This is a genomic window from Pseudoalteromonas luteoviolacea S2607, from assembly GCF_001625575.1.
Classification (GTDB): Bacteria; Pseudomonadota; Gammaproteobacteria; order Enterobacterales; family Alteromonadaceae; genus Pseudoalteromonas; species Pseudoalteromonas luteoviolacea_E.
In genome coordinates, this window is the sequence record NZ_AUXV01000056.1 from 330,029 (window position 1) to 353,367 (window position 23,339).

Genomic DNA, 23,339 nt, shown 5'->3' on the forward strand with positions numbered 1-23,339 from the left:
ACGCTGCACTGGCCGCATACTTTTAAAAATATGAATCGATATAATTACAACAGAGATGGGTTCTTTACTGGCGAGCTCCCATCCGAATCCAATATACACCTAGACAATTCGATTGCAAAACTACCGAACATACTTGCGGGAAAATTTGATTTAAATAACGCTCCTTGGGCGGCGGTTGGTTTTGAAAATCACGAAGAGCTCAAACGCATTTCACAGCTGCATATTGTTGACCAAGATTTTCGCAATTTGATTACCTGTTCTGATCTTGCACAACTGGTTGCTAAACATTTAAATGCCTCTCAAATTAAAGTTTGGGGCAGCCAGCTTTATCTCAAACCACCAAGCTACTCTGATAAAACGACCGTTGGTTTTCATAGGGACTCACAACATATGCCACTCTTTAAAGCTGGCAGTATAACTCTATGGATACCTTTCATTGATTGTGATGAACTAAATGGCAGCTTAAAATATTTGCAATGCTCTCACCATTGGGAACATGCTCTCCCCGCTTCGGGGGCTCACTTTCAAAATATTTTATCGCAAGAGCACTTGCTAAAAGAACTGGTTGCAGATGATGAGTGGAGCAATATTTCAGTCAATTTAAAAAAAGGACAATTTAGTGTACATCATATGCACACTTTGCATGGAAGCGGGCCCAACTATTCGCGCAATTGGCGGACAGCTTTGGCCATTGGCTTGCTCATTGACGACTACGAACTAGACACACATGCACCAGATTATGGGTTTAAAAAAGCATTGTCAGATGAATTTTTATCGCCCGTGATATTCCAGAAGTAAAAAATGCGATTAAGACGATGAATAAGACAGTTAACTGGCTACCGCAATATAGAGCAATACGTTTACCAAATGACAATTTAATCGTTCTAGATGCTCAAAATGAGTACCTTTTCGAGCATACGTCATTCCCTTTATTTCATTTAATCAATGGCGCTCGGTCTTTGGATGAAATTGCTTCCCTGGCAGAAAACGAACAGGTAGCGAGAAAATTTTTGGCTGTTTCTAATCAATTAATTGCGAGAAATCAGTTCATTACCTCAACTGCACTGAAGGGCAACTCAAAAGTAGCAAGTTTTAACTCAGTGAAAAACAACGTCTTCAGCAATTTAGGCTCTGAAGCCAATAAGATAATTCGGGATATACAGACTTTACCTGAAACTTTCGTTCACGTATTCACAAGTAGCATCACAGCTCCTGCTCTTAAGCCAGTTATAGACAAGCTTTGCCAAAAACACACTGTTAATTTAATTATCGTGAATCAATCAAATGTCATACTGAGTCCAAAGTTAACTGACATTACCGTGTTTGAGACACTTTTACAGCGTCTGTTCGACAACAAACCAGTTCTTAATTTGCTTAATCAATATTGCACTGACGAACTCAGCTGCATACCAAATTATATGGATGGTAACGACGAGCTGCCGAACTCTATAAAACAGCTACCGAGCATACTAAGCGCGCTTATTTCCTACCCAGATCGCGCCCAGAATAATGTACTTGAATATGACCTAGCTGATAATAGGGTTGTGAAGCATCCCTTTTATCGCCTCAATAGCAGTGATGAGATAGAAGTTGAATTAGTACTACGTTCACGAAAAGTTACTGATGATAAAGATGGTGGCTCCCGATGCCAATCAGCAAAAGACACAGTTGATATGCTTCACCCATTTGTGAGTCCACTCACGGGACAAATTACCCACCTTGAGGTGGTAAAACAAAAGCTCCCAACGCCTGTAAATACGTATAAAACCGCATTTTTCAAAACACCTGCAATAAAAAATATCCACAACATTGATAATGAAAGCTTCATTCAAATCTGCCTAGGTAAGGGAGTAACTAAATACCAGTCAATGGCCAGCGCTTTGTGTGAAGCGATAGAACGGAAAAATGCACAGTATAGCCAGATACAACCCAGCGTGTTTGCCCATTCTCAAGAATTAGCTCATCGCCATTATCATTTCGAGCAAATTGCCCAATACAGTTATAGGCAATATCAGAATTTTTCTGACCCCAAACACCCAGACTCCGCGAGAAAACAAGCAGTTATCCAAGTTACTAATGAAGAGATTAACTGGCAAGAGACTTGGTCACTTACACACAATGAAGCTGTTTATGTTCCTTATGTCCTCTGCTTTGCAAATACACCTTACGAAGAAGATAAGTATGGTAAGTGGCAATCCAACGGGTGTGCAGCTGGAAACAACTTAGAAGAAGCAATTCTCCAAGGTTTATTCGAACTTATTGAGCGAGATGCCGTTGCTATTTGGTGGTACAATTTGCTACCGCGCCCTAAATTTGACCTTAGCAACTTAGATCCAAACTATTTAAACCCTCTACACCAAACCCTTTCCCACGAACATGAATATTGGGTCTTAGATTTGACTATTGATACAGGCATAGCCGTAATGGCTGCAATTGGCCGGAATAAGCAAACATTGGGGTGGACCTTTGGATTTGGATGCCATATAAACCCGAATATGGCGGCTCAAAGAGCATTGACGGAATTGTGCCAACTTATTCCCATTCGAGACCAAAATGGGGCACCTTTCGATTTTGACGCAATTGAAAACGATGACTTTTTATTGCCAAGCTCAAGTAGCAAGCACCTTCCTTCACTGCTACAGCCCAGTGGAGATTTAAAACTCGACATACTAAATATTGTTGAACAGCTTAATAGTTTAGACATGGAAACCTTAGTTTTAGACTACTCTCAACAAGCAATTCCCCTTAAAACGGTGAAAATATTTGTTCCTGGGCTATGTCATATTTGGCCACAGCTTGGGAATAATCGACTTTACAACACACCCAAGCACCTTGGTTTGCAAACTCGAACACGAGATGAATCGACGATAAACCAACAAGGCCTCTATGTTTAAGCTTCCTATTAGGCACTCGTTCTCGTTAGTGCCTATTAGTACAATTTTAAACAAATGCGCTTTAGCCGCAATGCTTATAAGCGGGTTAGTTCACAGTAGCTTGCATGGTTTTCAGCTTCTTTAACCACATATCACGTGTTTCTACGTCGCCTGTTAGTTCACTATACATTTCTACAGCAAAGATGTTGTCATTGGCATCGGGCAACCATCCACTATCCAATAACTCAAATAGTGATGGAGTCAATTTTTCTGGCTTTTCATTTAGGACATACCAAAACGGCTGATAGCGGATATCCAGTTTTGTCGGTCCATTTAAAAAAGCACTAATGAGCGCTCTGATTTCCTGTGCTTTACTTCTCTCATCCACCTTCTTTAAAATGAGCGCATATAGCAAGTAAACACCAATATGCTCGTTAACTTGAAGATTCAATGTGCTTACTTCTTTAAAATGTTTTTCAAAGAGGCGCTTTGCGGTGCTGTATTGCCTAGTTTGATATAGGCCCATGATATAGGGCATTGCATAGTGATTGTCCTCTGGTGCTAATAAGTAGCGCTGCCTTAATAATTCTATGGCGCCTTCTTTGTCTTCGCTATACCACCTTAACCCTGCTCGAACATATAAATTAAATGACGTTGTACTTTGCTGCGTTATTTGGATCTCTTCTGATTTTTGTATTGCTTCTTCTAACTTTCCTGTACTCAGTAAAAACAAAATATGCGAGAGCTTGTGAAGTGGGTAAACTCGACTGTACTCTGTCATGTGTTTTTCGAACCAAACTTTATACTCTCTTGCTCTTTGCATGTTCAACAAATAAAAATCTAATTGGTAAAGCGCAATATGTTTAACATGCGGTGCGATTTCAACGCTACGCTCAAAATACTTTCGCGCATTTTTTAAGTCTCGACGATTTAAGTAGGTGTATGCGAGCCCTCTTAATACCGTTGGATTGTTAGGTGCAAGCCTAAACGCTTTTAAATGGGCATTTAGCGCTTCATCTAAATTGTTTTTCTCTCGATGAAAGCGTCCGTACCAATGCCATAACATTGGAGAATCATTTGACAATGAAAGCGACCGGTCAAAATACGTTTTCGCTTTATCGAACCTTCCACTTAAAGTTTCTAATCTCGCAAGCGAAGTAAGCACATCAGGGTTGTTGCCATCAAGCTCCAAAGCCTTAGATAATAGCGGTCGACACAAAGCGTCTACTTGTGATTCTGGGAATGAGCCATATATTGCTAAAGCCATGTAGGTATTACATAAGCCGCTCATAGCAAAAGGATGTTCAGGGTTAACTTCCAACACTTCGGTATAGATTTGTTTGGCCTTGGTAATTCTTTCAGGTAGCTTTGATTTCGCAAGATGCTCAGCTAAGGATATTTCCTCAAAGTGGGGGTCACTTTTTGAATCAATTTGCTTTTTTGTATTATGAGTATGAATGGTCCATAAAACAACAACTACTAAGACCGCTGCACCTATCAACAAAAGTGGTTGAAGCTTTGGTTTAGTCTCTACCAACGGCGTATCAAAGTTACACACTTCAATTTCAGTAGACAGCCGATATCCTTGGCTAGAAATACGTTCTATGTAATCAATATCGCCGTCTTCATTGAGCACCTTTCTTAGCATTGCAACTGCTTGGTAAACAGAGTTATCTGAGACAACTCTGTCAGACCATACCAACTGAGCAAGGTTTTCAACACTGAGTGGGTTATTGCGGTTTGCAATAAGGGTAGTGAGCAGCGTCATCACTTTTGGCGTTACAACATGAACAGAAGAAGTGCTTACGTGCTGCATTTTGTTTAGTTTAGGTGTGACAACCCACTTCCCGACGCGAAATTTTTCTAGCTCTGATTTCATATTAGCTTTTGTTTTTATTGCTTTTTTATTTTTTAAGAGAAATTTAAGATTTCTATTATTGGATTTTCATTAAATCGGTCGCAGTTTTTATAAGCTCTGCGCAGTAACGGAGGTCTTATGAAAAAATATATACAACTTACTGCCCTATTAACTACGGCAAACCTAGCTTTCGCTCAAGTCGATTTACTCGTAACCGATGCAACGATTATATCACCGATAAGTAAAAGCGAAGTATCTATAAAAACCAATCATTGGCTATCAATTAGTGAAGGCCGAATAATTGAAATCTCAGATCAAAATAAACTGCCCTTGGCAAAACAAACGATAAGTGCTGATGGACAATTTTTAATTCCTGGCTTAACCGATAGCCACACTCATTTACGGACAATGCCTGGACTTTTAAAAACAGACAAAGACGCCCCAAAGATGCAGGCAGCGTATTTAAAACGCCAAGGCAGCAACTACTTATTTTATGGTGTAACACAAGTCATAGACCCGGCAAATACCGCACAAGGAATCACTGACTTTACAACACATAACATATCACCTAACGCTTACTTTTGTGGTGCAATGCCAATATATCAGGGCTATGCGGCTCAAGGCATCAAATATCAGCATCTTAGCAAGCGCAAACCTTACTATGTTCACCAACATGGCGACCCATCGCACTTGACTGCGCCGGCTATCACTTCTTTGCACGAAGCTACAGCGGCGGTAAAAAGAATGAAAAAAGATGGTGCAATCTGTACCAAAATATACCTAGAAGATGGATTTGATAAGGCTAAAAATATACGCCTCATTGACAACGAAAATATTAAACAAATTGTCGCAGAAGCAAACCGCCAAAAACTACCTGTGATGGTTCACGCCAATGCTACCGATATGCATTCAATCGCGCTAGATAGTCGAGTGGACATTCTGGCTCACGGTATTTGGAATTGGTTAGATGAGCATCAACGCGGGGGCAGTGTTTCTCAGGAATTACCCAAAAATGTGCAGCAAGTTGCAGATGGTATCTTAAAATCTCAGACTTACTACCAACCGTCTCTAAATGTGATGCGCAGTCTTACCGACGTCATGGTGCCAAATCATTTGGAAAAAACAAGATACCAAACAGTCTTACCGACTTGGCAAATTGACTGGTATATGTCCCATGGTGGACAATGGTTTGCACGCGAAATGGTGTCTGGTTGGAAAGGCCTGACACACCAACAAAAAATTGATTACATGCGCACTAAACAAACCAATGGAAAACGCGTTCTGAATTATCTATACCAACATGGCGGTGAAATATTGCTGGGCTCAGACACACCTCCTGCTCCAACATACGCTTCACAACCCGGACTATCTACTTTTTGGGAGCTACAAGATATGCACGACGCTGGTGTAGACTTAATCGGGCTGTTAGCCAGCGCCACAATAAACAACGCGAAAGCGTATGGCCTAGAATCAAAATATGGAGCCATTCTGCCAGGCAAAATCGCAAACATACTGCTACTCAATTCAAATCCTCTTGAATCAGTCGATGCTTACGACGATATTGACCGTATTATCCTAAATGGGGTGGTCCATCAAAGAGCTCTGTTTCATATTAACAATGTAAAATGAATTGAAATGTATCTAGCCTTGTAAGCCCACTACATCGCTAGATATATTCTTATATCCAAACATCGTTTTGTGCAGTTAACTTACCACCAGCTTCACCGGTATTGACGACACCTTTTGGCTCAATGAGCAAAATTTCACATTCTTGTTCTGCTACAGGCTTATGTTGTTCGCCTTTTTTCACAATAAACATGTCTCCGCTCTTAAGTACCTCAATTCGATCGTTGAAATGAATATCTAATTGCCCTTTCAAAACGAAAAATAGCTCATCTGTATCATCGTGTTGATGCCAAGTAAACTCACCCTGTACTTTCACTAACTTTATTTGGTAATCATTCAATTGCCCAATGACTTTGGGCGACCAATGCTCGTCAAAAAGCGCTAACTTCTCTGCCAAATTGATTACGACGTTATTACTCACTTTTAATCCCCTTTTTAGCCTACACGAAGATTAATTTGCAATTAAACATGAATCAAATGTACATTTTTCAGATAACCATGAATTTGATACATACTATGAATCTAAGACAATTTGACCAAAACCTTTGGTTAGTATTGGACGCGCTATACCAAACCCAAAGTGTGTCTGGCGCTGCAAAAAGTTTAAATTTGAGCCAATCAGCTATGAGCCATGCATTAAAAAGGCTACGAATTGCGTTTAACGACCCACTTTTTGTCAGAGAAAGCGGTAAGATGCTTCCGACTCAAAAAGCACTTGAAATTAAACCGCTTACACAGCAAGGCCTTGCTATTCTCCATCAGGTCGCAAATAGCCTTGATAGCTTTAATCAAAATACGACAAACCGGCAATTTGTGATTGCTGCAACTGACTTTACAACTAAGCTATTTATTTATCCCCTGCTCAATATGCTATCTGTACTTAACAGCAATATTCGCATTAAGGTCATTGATCTTAGCTCGGAAGTCCCAATTAAAGCGCTGTCCTCTAATCATATCGACTTGGTCCTGACATTTAGTCACGAACAAGCTTTTGCAAATAATCTTAGTCAGCAAAAATTGATATCTGGGCAATATCGCGTAGTTGCCCGGAAAAAACACCCGATTGTTTCAAACAAACTCTCTTTAAATGCTTATTTAGATGCAAAACATATACTCGTCTCCCCTTGGGGGGCAGACAGCGGTAGTTTAGACAACGAACTTAATAAACTCGGAAAGTCACGTCATATAGCGGCCATAGTCCCACAGCTTATGAGTGCCGTTGAACTGGTGAGCAACAGTGATTTAATCGCTACGGTCCCTACTCTCTCTATCAGGCAACACGACATTGCAAATGTACAGATATTAGAGCCACCTCTCGCATTGCCTGACTATAAATTGTTCATGGTGTGGCACCCATCATACAACTTAGACCAAGGTCTAATATGGCTACGTTCTGAGCTTGAAACTATTGCAGCACAAATACTTGAAGGATATTCATAGTCATGCAGCCGATGCTCTGTTTACATATTTAGAACAAAATTATTGCACTTGAGTTTTATTTATGACAACGTCTAAGGCAGGCAAAGCCGTTAAAATAAAAAATAATTATAGAGTAGTAAGTTATGACAGGATCTCTCAAGCTATCGCCAATAGCATTAGCACTATTGGCAAGTACCACGATGGCGCAAGCCAATGAGCCAACCGAAGAAAAAATTGAAACAATTTCAGTCCTCGGTTCAAAAGTTTCAAACCGTACTGCCACCGAGTCAACCTCGCCAATTGATATCTTAGATACTGAACAACTCAACAAAGGTGGTTTCACAGAACTAGGGCAAAGCCTTCAATCTATTGCCCCGTCTTTTAATTTTAGTAGAACTCAAGTATCGGATGGCTCGGATTTGTTCCGTCCAGCAACTTTGAGGGGCTTACAACCAGACCAAACATTAGTACTTATCAACGGAAAAAGAAGACACACTCAAGCCATCTTCGGGTTGTCGGGAACTGTGGGCGCGGGCGCTGCGGGAACTGATATGAATTCCATTCCTATGATGGCACTAAAGAATGTCGAGATTTTGCGTGATGGTGCTGCGGCAAGATATGGTTCTGATGCCATTGCAGGCGTTATTAACTTATCTTTGAATGACTCAACAGGCGTAACGACTGGCTTTTTCCAAGGCAGCTCTACTGGTGAAGGTGATGGAGACACTTATGCATTTGGGTTAAACCGAGGCTTTGATATTGGCAATGAAGGCGGCTTTATTAACGTATCTTTAGAGTACAGAGATGCCGACGGTACGAACAGAGCAGAAAGAGATACTGGCGGCTCTTCTACAGTTGCTAAAGGCGATCTATCTGACACTGTTCGCTGGCGTCAAGGAAATTCAGACAGTGAATTTATGTCTATTTTCTACAACGCAGCACTGCCAGTGGGAGATAAAGAGCTCTATTCATTTGCAGGTTACTCAAACAGAACGGCACTAGGTAATGGCTTTTATCGTGACTTTGATCGCGCAGAACGCAATGTCCCACAGGTTTATCCTGACGGGTTTTTACCTCGCATTGACAACGAAGCGGAAGATATCTCCTTTGCAGTGGGCCTAAAAGGAGACATCAATCCAGATTGGAACTTTGACTTGTCCACTGTGTATGGCGAAAACCAATATGACTATTCTTCGTCAAATACCATCAATGCGTCTTATGCCGCTGAATACTTAGCAAATAACCCCAATGCCAGTAGTCAAGATATCGCCGATAATGCGGGACCGAGAGGTGGATACTCTGGAGGATTCCGTTTTGATCAATGGACAACAAATCTAGATATCAATGGCGTGATAGACAGAGACAATGCAGAGCCTGTCTACCTATCTATCGGAGCTGAATATCGCAAAGAAAACTACCAAATCGTGCCTGGTGAAGTTGCTTCATACGCTTGCGGCGCCTCTAACGCTGAGCGTTCTTTTGCCTCTGTAATAAACCCAGACGTTTTTGCTGACTGTGGCTTTCAAGCATATCAGGGGTTAAGACCTGATGCAGCAAACAGTGCTGATCGCTCTAGCCATGCTATTTACGTTGAAGCTGAAACACTACTCAATGAAAATTGGTTAGTCAGTGCAGCATTAAGGTATGAAGATGTGTCTGATTCAGGCGACGACACTATTTGGAAATTGGCAAGTCGTTACGAAGTAACTGAAGACTTAGCTGTTCGTGCGGCAGCCTCAACCGGCTTTCGAGCGCCATCATTACAACAGTCTGGATATACAGCATTTACGACGACTTTAGGGGGCGATGGTTCTTTAGCAACATCATATACTGCTACGGCTGGATCACCCTTCCCTTCTGCACTTGGAATAGACGGGTTAAAACTTGAGTCATCAGACAACTACAACTTGGGTTTAGCCTGGGATGTAAGCGGCAACTTATCGCTAACTTTAGATTTCTATCAAATCAAGATTTACGACAGGATTAACTTAGGTAGCTTCATCGGCGCTGACAGCGCGGAACTCACAAACTTTGCCGACGCAAATACCGCACTAAAAGCAACAGGCGCTGTTCAAGGAAACTTCTTCTCAAACTCCTTAGATTCAACCACCAAAGGGGTTGATTTAATTGCGTCATACAATACGGATTTCGGTAATGGCGAGCTTGAAATTACCTTTGCAGCCAATAAAAATGAAACGACCATCGACAGAGTTAACTCTCCCGAAGGTATTCCTGATACCATTGCTCTTGATGAACAACGTCGCTCATTTTTGACTCACGGTCAACCGCAAGAGCGTGCCACATTGACGTTTGATTACCAAACAGAACAATGGTCATCTTTGCTAAGGTTCAATTACTTCGGTGAGACAGAAGTAAGCTACTTTGCTGGCAGACACATTGTGCTACCGGACTTTTTATCACCGACTAATAGCTGGCAACAAACAAGTGTCGTTGAGTCAGCGGTCTTAGTCGATGTGAACTTCGGATATGAATTGACTGAAAACCTCAACCTGTCTGTCGGGGTTGATAACATCTTTGATGAGACACCTGATGAACTTGGAGAAGATGAGGTCTTAAACTTCATTACCAATGGTGCAATGCGCTATCCACTTAGAGCTCTACCATATGGCTTTGATGGAATGACGTATTACGCGAAAGTCAGCTTTAGCTTTTAAATAAAAATTGTTCTTGGTGCATTGAGCGCTTTTTCAGTGCACCATTTTACACTTCCCCCTTACCACCTCAACACCGTTCCTGCGATAATTTAAAAACGTACAAAATCACTTCGCCTTTAGTTTGGTCAATGGCGCAAAATAACACCAAATACACTACAAAAACCGGTGTAAACTCCTCTAAATTCACCTTTTAAAGTGACATATAAACTGCGCAGTATTTGGCATTGAAATTAGTATAAATTGATGAGGATTTATGAGCCACATTTATGCACTCTACTTTTATTATGCTCGACATACCTGCCTCAGGCACCTCTTTATCTGCAATTTTTGACATATTGGACACTGTCGAAACCATGAAAGCTGCACCAAGCATTTGATAGAACATATTCTAAATGCAAAGAGAGGTATAATATAGCTTCGAGCTTTCCCTAGTCTTTTGGTCTCTATGTCATCGATTTTTTATTGAGAATGGCAACAATTGAGCCTCTGTGTAAAATAAGCGTTTAGTGATAGAGAAGCTATCAGCTCATTGCTCATATGCAGAACTGCCAATATAACGAATCGTTTGGGTTACTAATTTAAGAAATGAGTATGTCAGCAACGACATCAAAAGCGTATCGAACCCCTGAGAATATAAAGGTCGAGCAAAAAAGCTCGACGCTTCAATAGATATGCGAGTTATCATTTAATGCTCAATTAAAGAGCCTAAGACAAACCCCTTTATTGAGAGGAGCTTAACCTGCGGGGGGCTCATCCCCCCTTGCAGTTGTAATATCAATGCTACCAACAGTGGTCACACCGTTACCACCAACAACTTGCTTTAGGTCCTGCATAGACAGTTTTTTTAAGTTCTTTTTTTTCAGCTTCATAACACTTTAACACCTTAAAAATGACGAGAATCGTAATTCCCATATAAGGTCCTTAGTATACTGCTAGGCTCTGAAAAAACGACAGGAATAGTGTTACTTTTTGTACCGAATAGTTTATTGCGCAATTTACGAGCCTATTTGTTGGAGTGGATATTTGACTGTTACTAGTTTTAATCAAAATTAAGCTTATTTATTTCGAGTTTTTGCGACAACACTTCGAAAAAATCCTTTTTTATATTCATAAGAGGTATGTAAGCTTGCAACAATAATCTAATCTCACTGGCGTTCTCCCCTCCTTCAAAATCTTCTATTTTGATATCTTTCATCAACTCCTCTACCACTGATTTACTTTGTTCTTTATCAATATTAGCTGAGCTAAGGAGTTCAATACTCTCTTTCATTTGTATACTATCTAATTCAGCTTTTATGTATTTTTGAGAGCTAATCGCTTCAGCAAGTAATTTTTTGAAAGAATCGAAATCTGATTCAATTATTTTGAAATAGTAATTAGAAGAAAACCGAATTTTATTGAAGTAGTCTTGAAACTCATGAGCACTTTCAGTAAACGAGTCACTTATCGTTTTCAATTCATTATATTTTTTAATTACAACTTCCTGATAATATTTTTCGCATTCGTCTGCCAGTTGCGAGCTTTTCTTCAGCTCTTGCTCAGTTCGTTCAGCTGAATTTTTCGACAACATGTTTTCAAATTTATTGCGTTCATCTACTTTTTGTCTATAAATTTTAATTCTAATCGCAATATCCAAAAACTTAACAAATAAGTCTCTCCAATTTGCGTTTAGCTCTGGTAGTACTTTACAAACCATATGATACCTTTGAGGAAAAGCCTCACGTATTTGCGCTTTGCTATATTCATTAAATGCAAAGATTAATGCTGCCAGAGCAGAGAAACCACCAATCCAGCTTCCTAGCGCGCCCAGTCTCTCCAGAGTGCTCATACTGATAGAAAACCAAGCTAGGTAAACGCCATAGAAAGTAAAAATAGAAAGAATAAGAATCGATGTAAACTTCTTCATTTGCAGGTTGTCCTCGAACTATCCGCCCCACAAGCCATCTTATTGCCAATAATTCAGCCCTATAGATCGTGCAGAACCAGCTTGAATACCCTAGTGAGGAGTGAGTTTTTATTTAATTTTTATTACTTACCAACTCCCTTTGTTATTGTTCTACATAGGGAAACACCAACCCTATCACTTTTATCAAACGTGGCCAATCCTCATTGTCTGGGCGGAAGGCCCACATAGCATTATACCCTGCATCAAACTCCATTAAGCAGACCTATCGATAGATTGCTCACTTGCCGATAAAAACGAGCTACATTCTTCAACGAAAATTACGCAAACTCTAAATTCACAACACTTAGTTGATTATGAATCGAAGCTAATTTTCAAATGTGTTACTATGCGTGCGTTAAAAACCAATCATTACAGCACAATAGATAGCTCACGACTTTATGAAAGAAAACAATAAATTACATACAAAAGAAAATGTTGAAAATATACCAACTATCTATTGGCATGACTATGAGACTTGGGGGGCAAGCCCTCAAAAAGACAGGCCAAGCCAGTTTGCTGGAATTAGGACCGATTATGACTTAAATATCATTGGTGAACCTCTTATTGAATATTGCCAGCCTGCACCAGATTATTTACCGCACCCTGAAGCATGTTTAATCACAGGTATAACACCGCAGCATGCGCTTAAACACGGTTTACCAGAAAGCGAATTCATGGCTAAAATCCATGCTGAGTTTATTAAGCCAAATACATGTGTTGCTGGCTACAATAGCATTCGATTTGATGATGAAGTTACCCGTTACAGTTTATATCGCAATTTCTATGACCCGTATGAGCGCGAATGGCAAAATGGCAATAGCCGCTGGGATATTATTGACCTTGTGCGTGCCTGTTATGCACTGCGCCCAGAAGGGATTGAGTGGCCTTTAAAAGAAGACGGTTCACCAAGCTTTAGACTTGAAGAGCTCACGGTAGCGAATGGTATAGAACACAGTGCAGCGCACGATGCTCTGAGCGATGTTACAGCAACTATTGCGCTTGCTAAATTAATTAAAGAAAAACAACCAAAGCTATTTCAGTTTTTCTTTAACTTACGTACCAAAAAGGCATTAACTGAGCTGGTCGATGTATTTAATATGCAACCTTTAGTGCACACTTCGTCACGAATTCCTGCCACACAGGGTTGTACGACCTGGATTGCACCGATGAGTTTTCATCCCGTCAATAAAAATGCTGTCGTTTGCTTTAACCTGACACATAACCCAAGTGTATTGATGGACTTGTCTGTAGAGGAGCTAAGAGCGCGCTTATACACAAAACACTCTGACCTTGAAGAAGGCGAGCTGCCGGTTGGTTTGAAACTCATTCACATTAATAAGTGCCCGATTCTAGCACCAGCAAAAACACTTTTACCTGAGAATGCAGCTCGTTTGGGAATAGACCGAGAACAATGCTTAGAGCATCTCAAGTTCTTAAAATCTCACCCTGAATTACGCGATAAGGTATCTCAAGTATTTGCAGATCAGGGAGACTTTAGTGACACAACTAACCCAGACTACCAACTATATAACGGCTTTATTAGTAAGGCTGACAAAGCTAAGCTTGCGATTGTACGAAATTCTTCACCGGTTGAGTTAAGTAGCTTATCTTTAGATTTTGAAGACCCTAAGTTTCATACTTTATTATTTAGATACAGAGCAAGAAACTGGCCTGAAAGTTTATCTCAATCCGAGCTAGAAACTTGGCGCAAGTATTGTCAGGGTAAACTCATGCACGGTGAAGACAATCCGTCTATCAATGCTCAAGATTTTATGCTCACTCTTGAAAATCTCGTTTACGAGCATGAAGGAAACGAAAAGAAAGTCTCGATTCTAAAAGCGCTTTACCATTACGCTCAAAGCCTATAAATGATAAAGGGAGCTCGTAAGCTCCCTTATTAATGTGTTGATTTAAAGATGTGACTCGTACACCTTTAATGCTTGTTCTAAGTCTGCAATAAGGTCTTCAACATCTTCAAGACCAATATGCAAACGAATTATCGGTCCGTGTTCCCAACCTGTGGTTGTACGTAACGCAGCCATTGTGCGATTTGCTGTCACTAAGCTCTCATATCCACCCCAAGAAAAGCCCATTTTAAAATGGTGAAGGCTATCTAAGAAGCGGTTGATCGCTTTTTGGTTTCCGGACTTCATAACAAAAGAGAACAGACCATTGCTGCCGTCAAAATCTCGCTTAAAAAACTCATGCCCAGGGTTCGTAGGTAGCGCAGGATGACGAACGTGGTCAACAAGTGGGTGCTCAGTTAGCCAGTTAGCCACCTTAAGCGCACTTTTCTCATGTTGTTGCAGACGAACCGGCATGGTACGCAATCCCCTTAATGCCAAATATGCATCATCTGCCGATGTACATTGACCAAGAAGATACGAGTTTTCTCGTAAAGTTGGCCAGTGCTCCTCACTTGCAACGGCAACACCCATCATGACATCTGAGTGGCCAACAATGTATTTTGTAGCGGCTTGGATACTGATGTCTACTCCATGCTCAAGCGGTCTGTAGTGCCAACCATTACCATAAGTATTATCTAGCATTGTGATGAGACCATTTGCTTTCGCTTCTTTAACCAAAGCCGGTACGTCTTGCACTTCCATGGTAATTGAGCCAGGAGACTCTAAAAATAACACTTTGGTGTTCTCTTGAATAAGGTCTTTTATACCTACACCAATCATTGGGTCATAATATGTCGTTGAAATTCCAAGTCCTGCTAAGATTTTGTCACATAGATCACGAGTTGGCTCATAAGCCGTATCAACCATCAATAGGTGATCGCCTGTCTTTAAAAATGACAGTAAGCTTTGGCTTATTGCTGCTGCACCACTTGGGTATAATGCGCACCCAGCACCATTTTCGAGTTCGGTGATGGCATCTTGCAGCGCGTAGTGTGTATTGGTGCCCCTGCGGCCATAAAATAACGTACGATTACCTCGTTCTTTGATGGCTTCGTGCATATCCGCTACGGAGTCAAACACAACTGTAGACGCGCGTTGAACGACTGGATTAACTACACCTTGCGTATATTGCGATTTGCGCCCTGCGCTCGCTAACTTAGTATTCTTTTTCATTGTTTACTCTTTTTCTGGTAGTTGACGCCAATGCTCAACTAAAAAACGTGATATTGAATCTGGTCTTGTAAGCTTATAACCAGGTACGTCATCTCCCCACTGGGCAAATTTGTTGAGATCTTCTCTAGAAAACCACTGCGCATGCTCAAGTTCGTCTTGTTCTACAAAAATATCGGTTGTCTCTGCTGTAGCAATAAAGCCAAGCATTAATGAAGATGGAAACGGCCAAGGCTGTGACGCCAAATACTGTACATCAGTAACTTTAACACCCGCCTCTTCTTCTACCTCACGTGCAACTGCCTGTTCGAGCGTTTCCCCAGGATCAACAAACCCAGCTAACGTTGAATATACACCTTCAGGCCAAGTTTCTTGGCGACCAAGTAAACATCTCTCTACACCATCGGGGAAAGTGTGTTTAACCAACATGATCACCGCAGGGTCTGTTCTTGGAAAGGTCATATGCTTACACTCTTTATTTGTGCATAGACGAGCATGTCCGGCCTCTACACTGAAATTCTCGCTACCGCAACGGCCACAAAAACGGTGAGTTTTATGCCAATAACATAGTCCTCTTGCCAAAACCCCGACAGAAGCACTCACTTGCTCTAGTCTCGGGCCGACCTTTCTCATATCAGCGAATTGATAGTTGCCGTCTTGATCCTCAGCAGTGCACAGGCTCAAGTGTTTTTGTAAGTCATCAATTAATAGGCCTGATACATCTAGCGCAAAATACGAAAACTCATCGTCTTTACCTAAAAATACCGCGTTATTTTTATCAAACTGTTCTATTTCGGACTGTTGCAACAATGCTAATTCGGACAGGTCATGGGAAAAAAGGTTTTGGTCGTTGTGGATCAATAACCAACGGCTACATTCACCATATTGAGTGAGTAACCAATTTTTGTCTTTACGCTGAGCAGACGCCCTATCTAGCGTCATTTGTGTGTAGTACAACAAATGCTTGTCCTTTTTAATTTAGTTTCATTATTTTTATTAAAACTAGCAGGTGTCTACAAAAGAGAGTTATATGCGCAATTACCTAAATACCTAATATTCGCATAAATGTTGCCCGATTGCTTTGCCCTTACTTACTAAGAAGAAAAGCTAACAATAGTCGTCGAGTTTGCCAATAGCTCAGGCAAAAAAAAAGCCCTTTCGGGCTTTAAAACTACAGTGTGATCTCACACTACAGAGAGGCAAGGTGTGCTTGAAGCTTTTGGTTTTCCGCTTCAATGTGTTTGTAAAACTCAATATTATCTAATTTGCTAGCTGCTGCTTCATCTATAACAATCACTGCATCACGGTGCAACTGCAATGCAGAAGCAGGGCATGACGCTGTCAAAGGCCCTTCTACAGTCGCTTTTATTGCGTCTGCTTTGTTATCACCAGTGGCTAATAAAACGACCTTTTTAGCATCAAGGATTGTTCCGATACCCATCGTGATAGATAAGTGAGGCTGATATTCATCAGCAGAGAAAAAACGAGCATTATCGTCAATTGTTTCTTTTGTTAGTGTTTTAACACGCGTTCTTGACGTCAGGCCAGATGAAGGCTCATTAAATCCGATATGACCATTGCGGCCAATGCCTAGCAGCTGAACATCAACGCCACCTGCCGCAACGATTTGCGCTTCATACTCTTGGCATGCTTCAACAGGGTTCTTAGCATTACCAGGAGGTACATGGGTATGGTCTTTATTAATATCAACATGATTGAACAACTGTTCATTCATGAAGTATCTGTAGCTTTGAGGGTGACTGCCCTCAAGGCCAAGGTATTCATCTAAATTAAACGTTACAGCATTTTTAAAGCTGATGTCTCCGCTGCGATTCTTTTCAATTAAATTTTGATATAGCGCCACAGGTGTAGAACCAGTAGCTAAACCCAACACCGATTCTGCTTTACGATTTAACTGATTTGCGAATATATCTGCACCATAAGCAGCGACTTCAGCAGCATTTTTTAGAATTACTATTTGCATGATATTAAAGCTCAATGTTGAGAAAAAAATAAGAAAAATGGGATCTGAGCCTTGCTTCGCGTGCAATCAAAACAAGGTCAGATCAAAACCTAATTGGGATACACTGTATTAGGTTATTACCATTATGACAACGCTGTCATTATTATAAGAAAAAAGAGCTTTGTAAAGTAAAAGTGAAGAAAAACTTGTATTTTTTTTGTGCCAATAAAAACGGCTGCTTTCTAGCAACCGTTTTTTAGGTAATTGTTAGTCGTTAAACACTAACGAATATTTTGCGTTTATACATCCAATGCAGGACAAGTAACTGTACCAATAACAGTGCTATCACGGACATCAACGGTTGCCAACTAGCCCCCACTGCGTTAACAAATCCACCAAAGACACTTAGGCTCACGAACTCCCAATTGACCAAGCTAGATGCCAAATAAATAATGATTGAATTCGCACCGATAATAACAAAAGGATAGGCAAATTTTTGGCCATTCAAAATATCAACGAGCGCATAAAACACCGCCAGAAGCATTGCACTCCACCCTATCGTCACAAATACGAACGAACTAGTCCATAGCTCTTTATTAACTGGGAACTGTAAATCCCACAGCCAACCCAATGCTACGCTCAAAACACCGGCTGAAAATAAATACCCTGCCACTTTCCACTGACCCAGCTTATCGACTTTTGCTATCAATTGACCTGCAAATACACCTGCTATCGCATTCACTATTGCTGGTACACTCGATAAAATCCCTTCGGGGTCGACGGGTCGATTTTGGTACGTAATACCAGGCAGTAAGTTTTGGTCAAACCATGCGTTCCAGCTTCCTGTGCCGGGGGCTGCTAATTCACCAGCGTTTCCACCGGGCACTGGGATGAAATTCAATAGTACCCAATAGCCTACCAATATTCCTCCCGCCACAAGCCCAGTTGTTCTTAAACTCGTGTGCCAAACCAGCATCGCACAGAAGAACCAAGCGATTGCAATTCGTCCAAGGACACTTGAGTAACGTATTTCATCCAAAGCTAGTGGAATACCGGTTCCCCAACCGTGGTTATACAATACACCCAAACCACATAGCAGCAACAATCGCTTTGCAGCCTTTTGATAATATGGCACTCGCTCATTCAACGGCAGGTGATCAATTCGCTTGGGTGAAAGGCCCATCGCAACACCAGATAAGAAAATGAACAATGGAAAAATCAAGTCATAAAAAGTAAAACCATGCCATGGGCTATGCACTGTATGTGCTTCAAAAAGTTTCCATCCCTGCCAGCCTGTCAGTACAAACATAGCGGCGAAAATAGATTGGCCCCCTAAGATCCAAAACATGTCCATCCCGCGCAGGGCGTCGAGTGAGGTCAACCTTTGTTTTTTATTCGTCATCAATACCTTTCCTGTAAAAACAAAAAATCCCCGCTAAACTGCAGCGGGGGTTTTTACCCAGGGAACTTTTAAATTTGTTGTCCGCCAATGAAGTTACATAACACTTCTTGGCTATTATTTAGTAGTACAAAGTCCGCATCAGCACCTTCTAGTAAGTGCCCTTTTTTATCTAACCCTAAATACTGAGCTGGGTACAAAGATGCCATTCTAAGCGCTTCGATAAGTGTAATATCAAGTGTATTAACGGTATTTCTAACTGCACTTGCCATATCTAGTACACTGCCGGCTAATTCTCCCGTTGTAGAGTTTAACCTGTCACCGGTTCTAATAACCTTTCGACCATCGAAGAAGTCAAACTCCATATCATTTGTACCTACTGGTGGCATTGCATCTGTCACCAACATGATTTTTCCACGCTGTTTTGAACGGATAGCCAGTTTAGCCGAAGCTGGGTGTACATGATGGCCATCTACAATCAATCCGCACCAAGCATTGTCTTCCCATAATGCTGCGCCAACAACCCCAGGCTCTCTTGAGGTATATGCTGACATCGCGTTGAATAAATGGGTAAACCCGTCAACGCCGACTTCCAGCGCAGCCATTGTCGTTTCAAAGTCCGCGTTCGAGTGGCCAATACTGACTTTGACACCCAGTTCAATAAGCCTTTTTATATCAACCAATGGGACCGTTTCTGGCGCTAGCGTCACCATCTTAATGCCTAGGTCTTGCCTTGCATAAACGGCAAACTCTTGTTCGGAAATTGGGCGAATAAATTGCTCGCTATGCGTCCCTTTTTTAGGGTGAGACAAGTGAGGGCCCTCAAAATGGATACCAACCACACCTGGCTCATTGTCTGCAATCGCTTTTGCTGTTGCATCTGCGGCCCGTTCCATCACTTCAATCTTATCGGTGATCAACGTGGGCATTAGCGCCGTAGAACCATACTTAGCATGAGCCGACACGATTGTTTTCAAGCAGTCTACCGACTGTTCCGCATTGAAAAAACCACCACCGCCACCGTTTACTTGAACATCAATAAAACCCGGCGCTACCAAGCCCTCTAGCCTTTCTGCTTGTAAGTCTGAACCTTGTGCCGAGTAAGAAATTTTACCATCAACAACCAGAAACTCGACATTCTGCTTTAATTTGTGCCCATCAAAGAATTGACTCGCCAAATACTTTTTCATTCTCAAACCGCCTTTTCTGACTGCTGCTCAACACTTTGGATTGCAAAGAAAATTGCGCCCATCTCAGGCGGCTGCTTTGGCATTTCAACAATCTTTGCAATTTCAGGGTCAAGCCATTTACGTAGGGGCTCTGACAAGCCACCAATCATTGATAACCGTGGTGGATTATTTTCCATCAAGCGATGCGCTAGATTACTGATGTACTTAGCACCCGACTCAACAATTTGAAGAGCAACTTCATCTTGATCTTCTGCCGCAGCTAGTACAAAACGAGCCAATTGCGCGTAACTGCTAGAAGGTTTGCCAGCCATTTGTTCAGCAATACCCATGGCTGTGGTTGTATTAAAGTGTTGCTTTAATGTTTCACTCAATACAGTCTCTGGACCAAGCTTATCGATTCCTAATAATGCTGCCTTTACCGCTTCAAGGCCCATCCAAGCACCACTGCCCATATCGCCTTGCGCAAAACCATGGCCACCATAATTAACAGAAACGCCATCAACCATCGCAAATCCGCATGAACCTGTACCAGTTATAATAACTGCTCCATCACCACCTTCATGAGCTCCGATACAAGCAGTATGCAAGTCGGTCGTTAAGAACATTTGTTTAAACGGATGGTCCCATCTCATAATTTTGTCATGAAGCGCTGGTAAGTTTACGCCAGCAAGCCCCAAACCTGCATAGAGGTTATGCACAGCTTCAATTCTCAGCCCTGCATCCTGCAACGCCAATTGTGTCGATACCATGATCGATTCAATTGTTCTCTCAAAACCATGAAGTGGATTAGCGGGCCCACCAAGACCAGTGCCCAAAACGCCGTTTTTCATCGAGTAGATGGTGGCTCGACACTTTGTCCCTCCTCCATCGATACCTATATACAACTGGTCTTGTTCAACCTGTTTAGCCATCATTAAGCGACCCCTAAGAAGTAAGATATGAACGCGAATTCCATCGCGACACAGTATTCAGTCATGTTGATTTGATGTTACACAATAAATGACAGCGTTGTCATTAAGTTTTTTATTATTTTTTCTCAGTTTGAGAAATTCTAATATTGCACACTTTAAATTAATTGTCAGGAAAAAATCGATTTTATCAGCTAAAACGGCATAAAAAAACGGCCTATAAAAGACCGTTTATTGGTTAATTATCAGTGAGTTACTTAACACCTAATTCACGAAGGCGTTCTTGCAGGTATGAATCTGCAGTGTAACGTTCTGACAAAACCACCTCTGGTTTAGGGTGTAAGAATAGCGGTAATGAAATACGAGACTTGTCGCTTGCTTTACCTGTTGGGTTAATAACTCGGTGAATTGTAGACGGGAAATAACCACCTGACGCTTCTTGTAACATGTCACCGATGTTGATGATTAATGAACCAAAATCGCAAGGTACATCTAACCAACTACCGTCGCCCTTTTGAACTTGTAAACCAGGCTCGTTTGAAGCTGGAAGCACAGTTAACAAGTTAATATCACCGTGTGCTGCAGCGCGAATTGCGCCCGGCTCTTCATCACCCGTCATTGGTGGGTAGTGTAAAACGCGTAATAGCGTTTGATCTGAGTCTTGGATCATATCTTTTAGATCGATCGAAAACTTTTCACGTACATCCTCTGGTGATTCTGCTTGAACCCAGCTTAATAGCTCAGCAGCAAATTCATTTGCTAGGCGGTAGTACTCTCTGATTTCAGCTTCTAGCTGAGCTGGTACACGCCCTTTCGGATAAACGTGAAAATATTCCTTAATATCTTTTACAGTAAAGCCTTTAGCGACTTCTGAAACTTCCGGTGGAAAATAGCCGTCTTGAGTGTCCTTGTCAAATAGGAAGTCGTGCTTTTCTTCTGTGTAGAAGAATTCTTGCCAGTTTTTATAGATAGACTCTACTAACTCTTTAGGAATTGGGTGATTTTTTAAAACACCAAAACCTGTGTTACGTAGAGACTCAACAAATTCTTTTGCTGCTGTTTCTGACTTATAATCAACTGTAGGTAGCTGTTGCATAATGGTTCCACCAATTTAATTGCGTGACTTCAATTCAAAACATTAATTAGAAGAATTATTTATAATTAACCTTTGGAATAAAGATATAAAATCTTTGCTCGGCGAGCTTAGTGAAATACGAAGCCACATATAAGGACTTATGTCCGCCTTATTGTCGATTAGTTTAGTTCATTGACACAGATCAACCAGCTCTTACGGGGATTTGTATCACCCATTCTAGCCCACGCTCCTTTTCAAAAACCTGATAGCTGCCGTTTAACGCATTAGTGATTAGGTTTGCCGTCACAGCCGCACTCAACCCTACATGGCCTGCGTTACCTCTTTTTGTTGTAACAAAAGGCTTCAACAGCTCTTCTACGGTTAAGTTTTGTAACCCTTGTCCATAATCATAAAAAATGATTCTCGTGGCTTGTTCCGCCTGCTCTACTTCAATTGTAATGGGTTTTGCCTTGTCCAGCTTGCCGTGTGCCACGGAATTGGCGATCAAATTATCCAGCACAGTCGATAAAACTTCATCATCGGCGAATATAATGTTCGTGTATGTGCCCACATTCAAATGCACGTTTTCATCTTGCCAGCGCTCCTTCAAACTCTCCAGAAAATCGCTCGCTTCGATTTCTCGCGGATTACTTGGCCGTTCCACTTGCGCAATCTCTTTGAGCATTTTTACAAATTTTGCAACTCTTATTAAGCTTCTTTCACATAGCCCGGCACTCTCCAACGAGTCGACAAGGCCGCCAGATAATTGTTCTGCGCTGAGTGTTTGGCCATCAAATGCGCTACGTAGTTCGTGCAAAATACCGTCAAAGTGTGTTACTGCTGTTATTGCAGTACCCAGAGGAGTATTTATCTCATGTGCAACACCGACCACCATTTGGTTCATTACATGAGACAAATGCTGACGCACAGCTAACTTATGGGCTTCAATCAATTTTAATTGGGTATTTACTCTCGCGATAACTTCCGCTGGCTTAAAGGGTTTGGTTATATAATCGACGCCACCTACTTCTAAAGCCGCAACGATATTGTCAGTTTCACTTTGGGCACTAACAAAAATAATAGGGATTTGTGCCGTATTTTCCGATTTTTTTAATTCTTTACAAAACTCCAATCCATCCATTTGTGGCATTTTGATGTCCGAGATGATTAGGTCTGGCAGATGTTCACCAACAATAGTCAAGGCTATCTCAGCACTGATTGCCGCATAAACCTTATGCCCTTCATTACGTAGTATGAGCTGAAGGATCTGTAGATTTTCTGCTACATCATCAACAATTAGGACGTTTGCCATGTAAACACTCCTTACGGTT

Annotated in this window: 19 protein-coding genes; 6 read left to right on the top strand and 13 right to left on the bottom strand. The window is 41.4% G+C overall.

What is annotated here, in order from left to right:
• Nucleotides 1-30 precede the first annotated feature (30 nt).
• Both N480_RS18590 and N480_RS18595 read left to right on the top strand, forming a co-directional pair.
• Entirely contained in the window at nucleotides 31-798 is a 768-nt protein-coding gene (locus N480_RS18590; RefSeq protein ID WP_063373927.1) for a phytanoyl-CoA dioxygenase family protein, read from the top strand.
• Nucleotides 799-815: 17 nt separating this feature from the next.
• Complete coding sequence (locus N480_RS18595; protein ID WP_063373928.1) at nucleotides 816-2,894, top strand: YcaO-like family protein; 2,079 nt, start codon at nucleotides 816-818, stop codon at nucleotides 2,892-2,894.
• A gap of 85 nt (nucleotides 2,895-2,979) precedes the next feature.
• On the opposite strand, the gene N480_RS18600 is transcribed toward N480_RS18595, so the two are convergent.
• Nucleotides 2,980-4,752, bottom strand: coding sequence for a winged helix-turn-helix domain-containing protein (locus N480_RS18600; protein ID WP_063373929.1), 1,773 nt, complete (start codon nucleotides 4,750-4,752; stop codon nucleotides 2,980-2,982).
• A gap of 117 nt (nucleotides 4,753-4,869) precedes the next feature.
• Here N480_RS18600 and N480_RS18605 point away from each other — a divergent pair, with 117 nt between their 5' ends.
• Nucleotides 4,870-6,360: an amidohydrolase family protein gene (locus N480_RS18605; RefSeq protein ID WP_063373930.1), complete on the top strand. Its 1,491-nt coding sequence runs from the start codon at nucleotides 4,870-4,872 to the stop codon at nucleotides 6,358-6,360.
• A 49-nt stretch (nucleotides 6,361-6,409) separates the two neighbouring features.
• On the opposite strand, the gene N480_RS18610 is transcribed toward N480_RS18605, so the two are convergent.
• The gene (locus tag N480_RS18610) at nucleotides 6,410-6,778 is read right to left on the bottom strand and encodes a cupin domain-containing protein (protein WP_063373931.1); all 369 of its coding nucleotides are present in this window, start codon (nucleotides 6,776-6,778) and stop codon (nucleotides 6,410-6,412) included.
• A 95-nt stretch (nucleotides 6,779-6,873) separates the two neighbouring features.
• Here N480_RS18610 and N480_RS18615 point away from each other — a divergent pair, with 95 nt between their 5' ends.
• Together N480_RS18615 and N480_RS18620 are read left to right on the top strand one after the other, a co-directional pair.
• On the top strand, nucleotides 6,874-7,797 hold the full coding sequence (locus N480_RS18615) for a LysR family transcriptional regulator (protein WP_063373932.1): 924 nt from the start codon (nucleotides 6,874-6,876) through the stop codon (nucleotides 7,795-7,797).
• 122 nt (nucleotides 7,798-7,919) lie between these two features.
• Entirely contained in the window at nucleotides 7,920-10,451 is a 2,532-nt protein-coding gene (locus tag N480_RS18620; protein WP_063373933.1) for a TonB-dependent receptor plug domain-containing protein, read from the top strand.
• A gap of 526 nt (nucleotides 10,452-10,977) precedes the next feature.
• On the opposite strand, the gene N480_RS25455 is transcribed toward N480_RS18620, so the two are convergent.
• The 3 genes from N480_RS25455 to N480_RS18625 form a co-directional block, all read right to left on the bottom strand.
• On the bottom strand, nucleotides 10,978-11,136 hold the full coding sequence (locus N480_RS25455; protein ID WP_155732894.1) for a hypothetical protein: 159 nt from the start codon (nucleotides 11,134-11,136) through the stop codon (nucleotides 10,978-10,980).
• 49 nt (nucleotides 11,137-11,185) lie between these two features.
• On the bottom strand, nucleotides 11,186-11,320 hold the full coding sequence (locus tag N480_RS25940) for a hypothetical protein (protein WP_269201034.1): 135 nt from the start codon (nucleotides 11,318-11,320) through the stop codon (nucleotides 11,186-11,188).
• Between the two features lie 170 nt (nucleotides 11,321-11,490).
• Entirely contained in the window at nucleotides 11,491-12,357 is an 867-nt protein-coding gene (locus tag N480_RS18625; protein WP_155732895.1) for a hypothetical protein, read from the bottom strand.
• 437 nt (nucleotides 12,358-12,794) lie between these two features.
• Here N480_RS18625 and sbcB point away from each other — a divergent pair, with 437 nt between their 5' ends.
• Nucleotides 12,795-14,264 carry an exodeoxyribonuclease I gene (gene sbcB, locus N480_RS18630; RefSeq protein ID WP_063373935.1) on the top strand — a complete coding sequence of 490 codons (1,470 nt, stop codon included), beginning with the start codon at nucleotides 12,795-12,797 and terminating at the stop codon, nucleotides 14,262-14,264.
• Nucleotides 14,265-14,306: 42 nt separating this feature from the next.
• Here the strand turns inward: sbcB and N480_RS18635 are convergent, their stop codons facing one another.
• From N480_RS18635 to N480_RS18670, 8 genes are all read right to left on the bottom strand, one after another.
• Entirely contained in the window at nucleotides 14,307-15,476 is a 1,170-nt protein-coding gene (locus N480_RS18635; RefSeq protein ID WP_063373936.1) for a cystathionine beta-lyase, read from the bottom strand.
• Between the two features lie 3 nt (nucleotides 15,477-15,479).
• Complete coding sequence (gene nudC / locus N480_RS18640) at nucleotides 15,480-16,415, bottom strand: NAD(+) diphosphatase (RefSeq protein WP_081231922.1); 936 nt, start codon at nucleotides 16,413-16,415, stop codon at nucleotides 15,480-15,482.
• Nucleotides 16,416-16,662: 247 nt separating this feature from the next.
• Nucleotides 16,663-17,457: a glucosamine-6-phosphate deaminase gene (gene nagB / locus N480_RS18645; protein WP_063373938.1), complete on the bottom strand. Its 795-nt coding sequence runs from the start codon at nucleotides 17,455-17,457 to the stop codon at nucleotides 16,663-16,665.
• 253 nt (nucleotides 17,458-17,710) lie between these two features.
• Nucleotides 17,711-18,838, bottom strand: coding sequence for a transmembrane glucosamine N-acetyltransferase NagX (gene nagX / locus N480_RS18650; protein ID WP_063373939.1), 1,128 nt, complete (start codon nucleotides 18,836-18,838; stop codon nucleotides 17,711-17,713).
• 68 nt (nucleotides 18,839-18,906) lie between these two features.
• The gene (nagA, locus tag N480_RS18655) at nucleotides 18,907-20,025 is read right to left on the bottom strand and encodes an N-acetylglucosamine-6-phosphate deacetylase (RefSeq protein ID WP_063373940.1); all 1,119 of its coding nucleotides are present in this window, start codon (nucleotides 20,023-20,025) and stop codon (nucleotides 18,907-18,909) included.
• A gap of 2 nt (nucleotides 20,026-20,027) precedes the next feature.
• Complete coding sequence (nagK, locus tag N480_RS18660) at nucleotides 20,028-20,939, bottom strand: N-acetylglucosamine kinase (protein ID WP_063373941.1); 912 nt, start codon at nucleotides 20,937-20,939, stop codon at nucleotides 20,028-20,030.
• A gap of 247 nt (nucleotides 20,940-21,186) precedes the next feature.
• Complete coding sequence (locus N480_RS18665; RefSeq protein WP_063373942.1) at nucleotides 21,187-22,029, bottom strand: isopenicillin N synthase family dioxygenase; 843 nt, start codon at nucleotides 22,027-22,029, stop codon at nucleotides 21,187-21,189.
• Nucleotides 22,030-22,210: 181 nt separating this feature from the next.
• Nucleotides 22,211-23,320, bottom strand: a complete 1,110-nt coding sequence (locus N480_RS18670; protein WP_063373943.1) for a hybrid sensor histidine kinase/response regulator — start codon at nucleotides 23,318-23,320, stop codon at nucleotides 22,211-22,213.
• Between the last annotated feature and the right edge of the window lie 19 nt (nucleotides 23,321-23,339).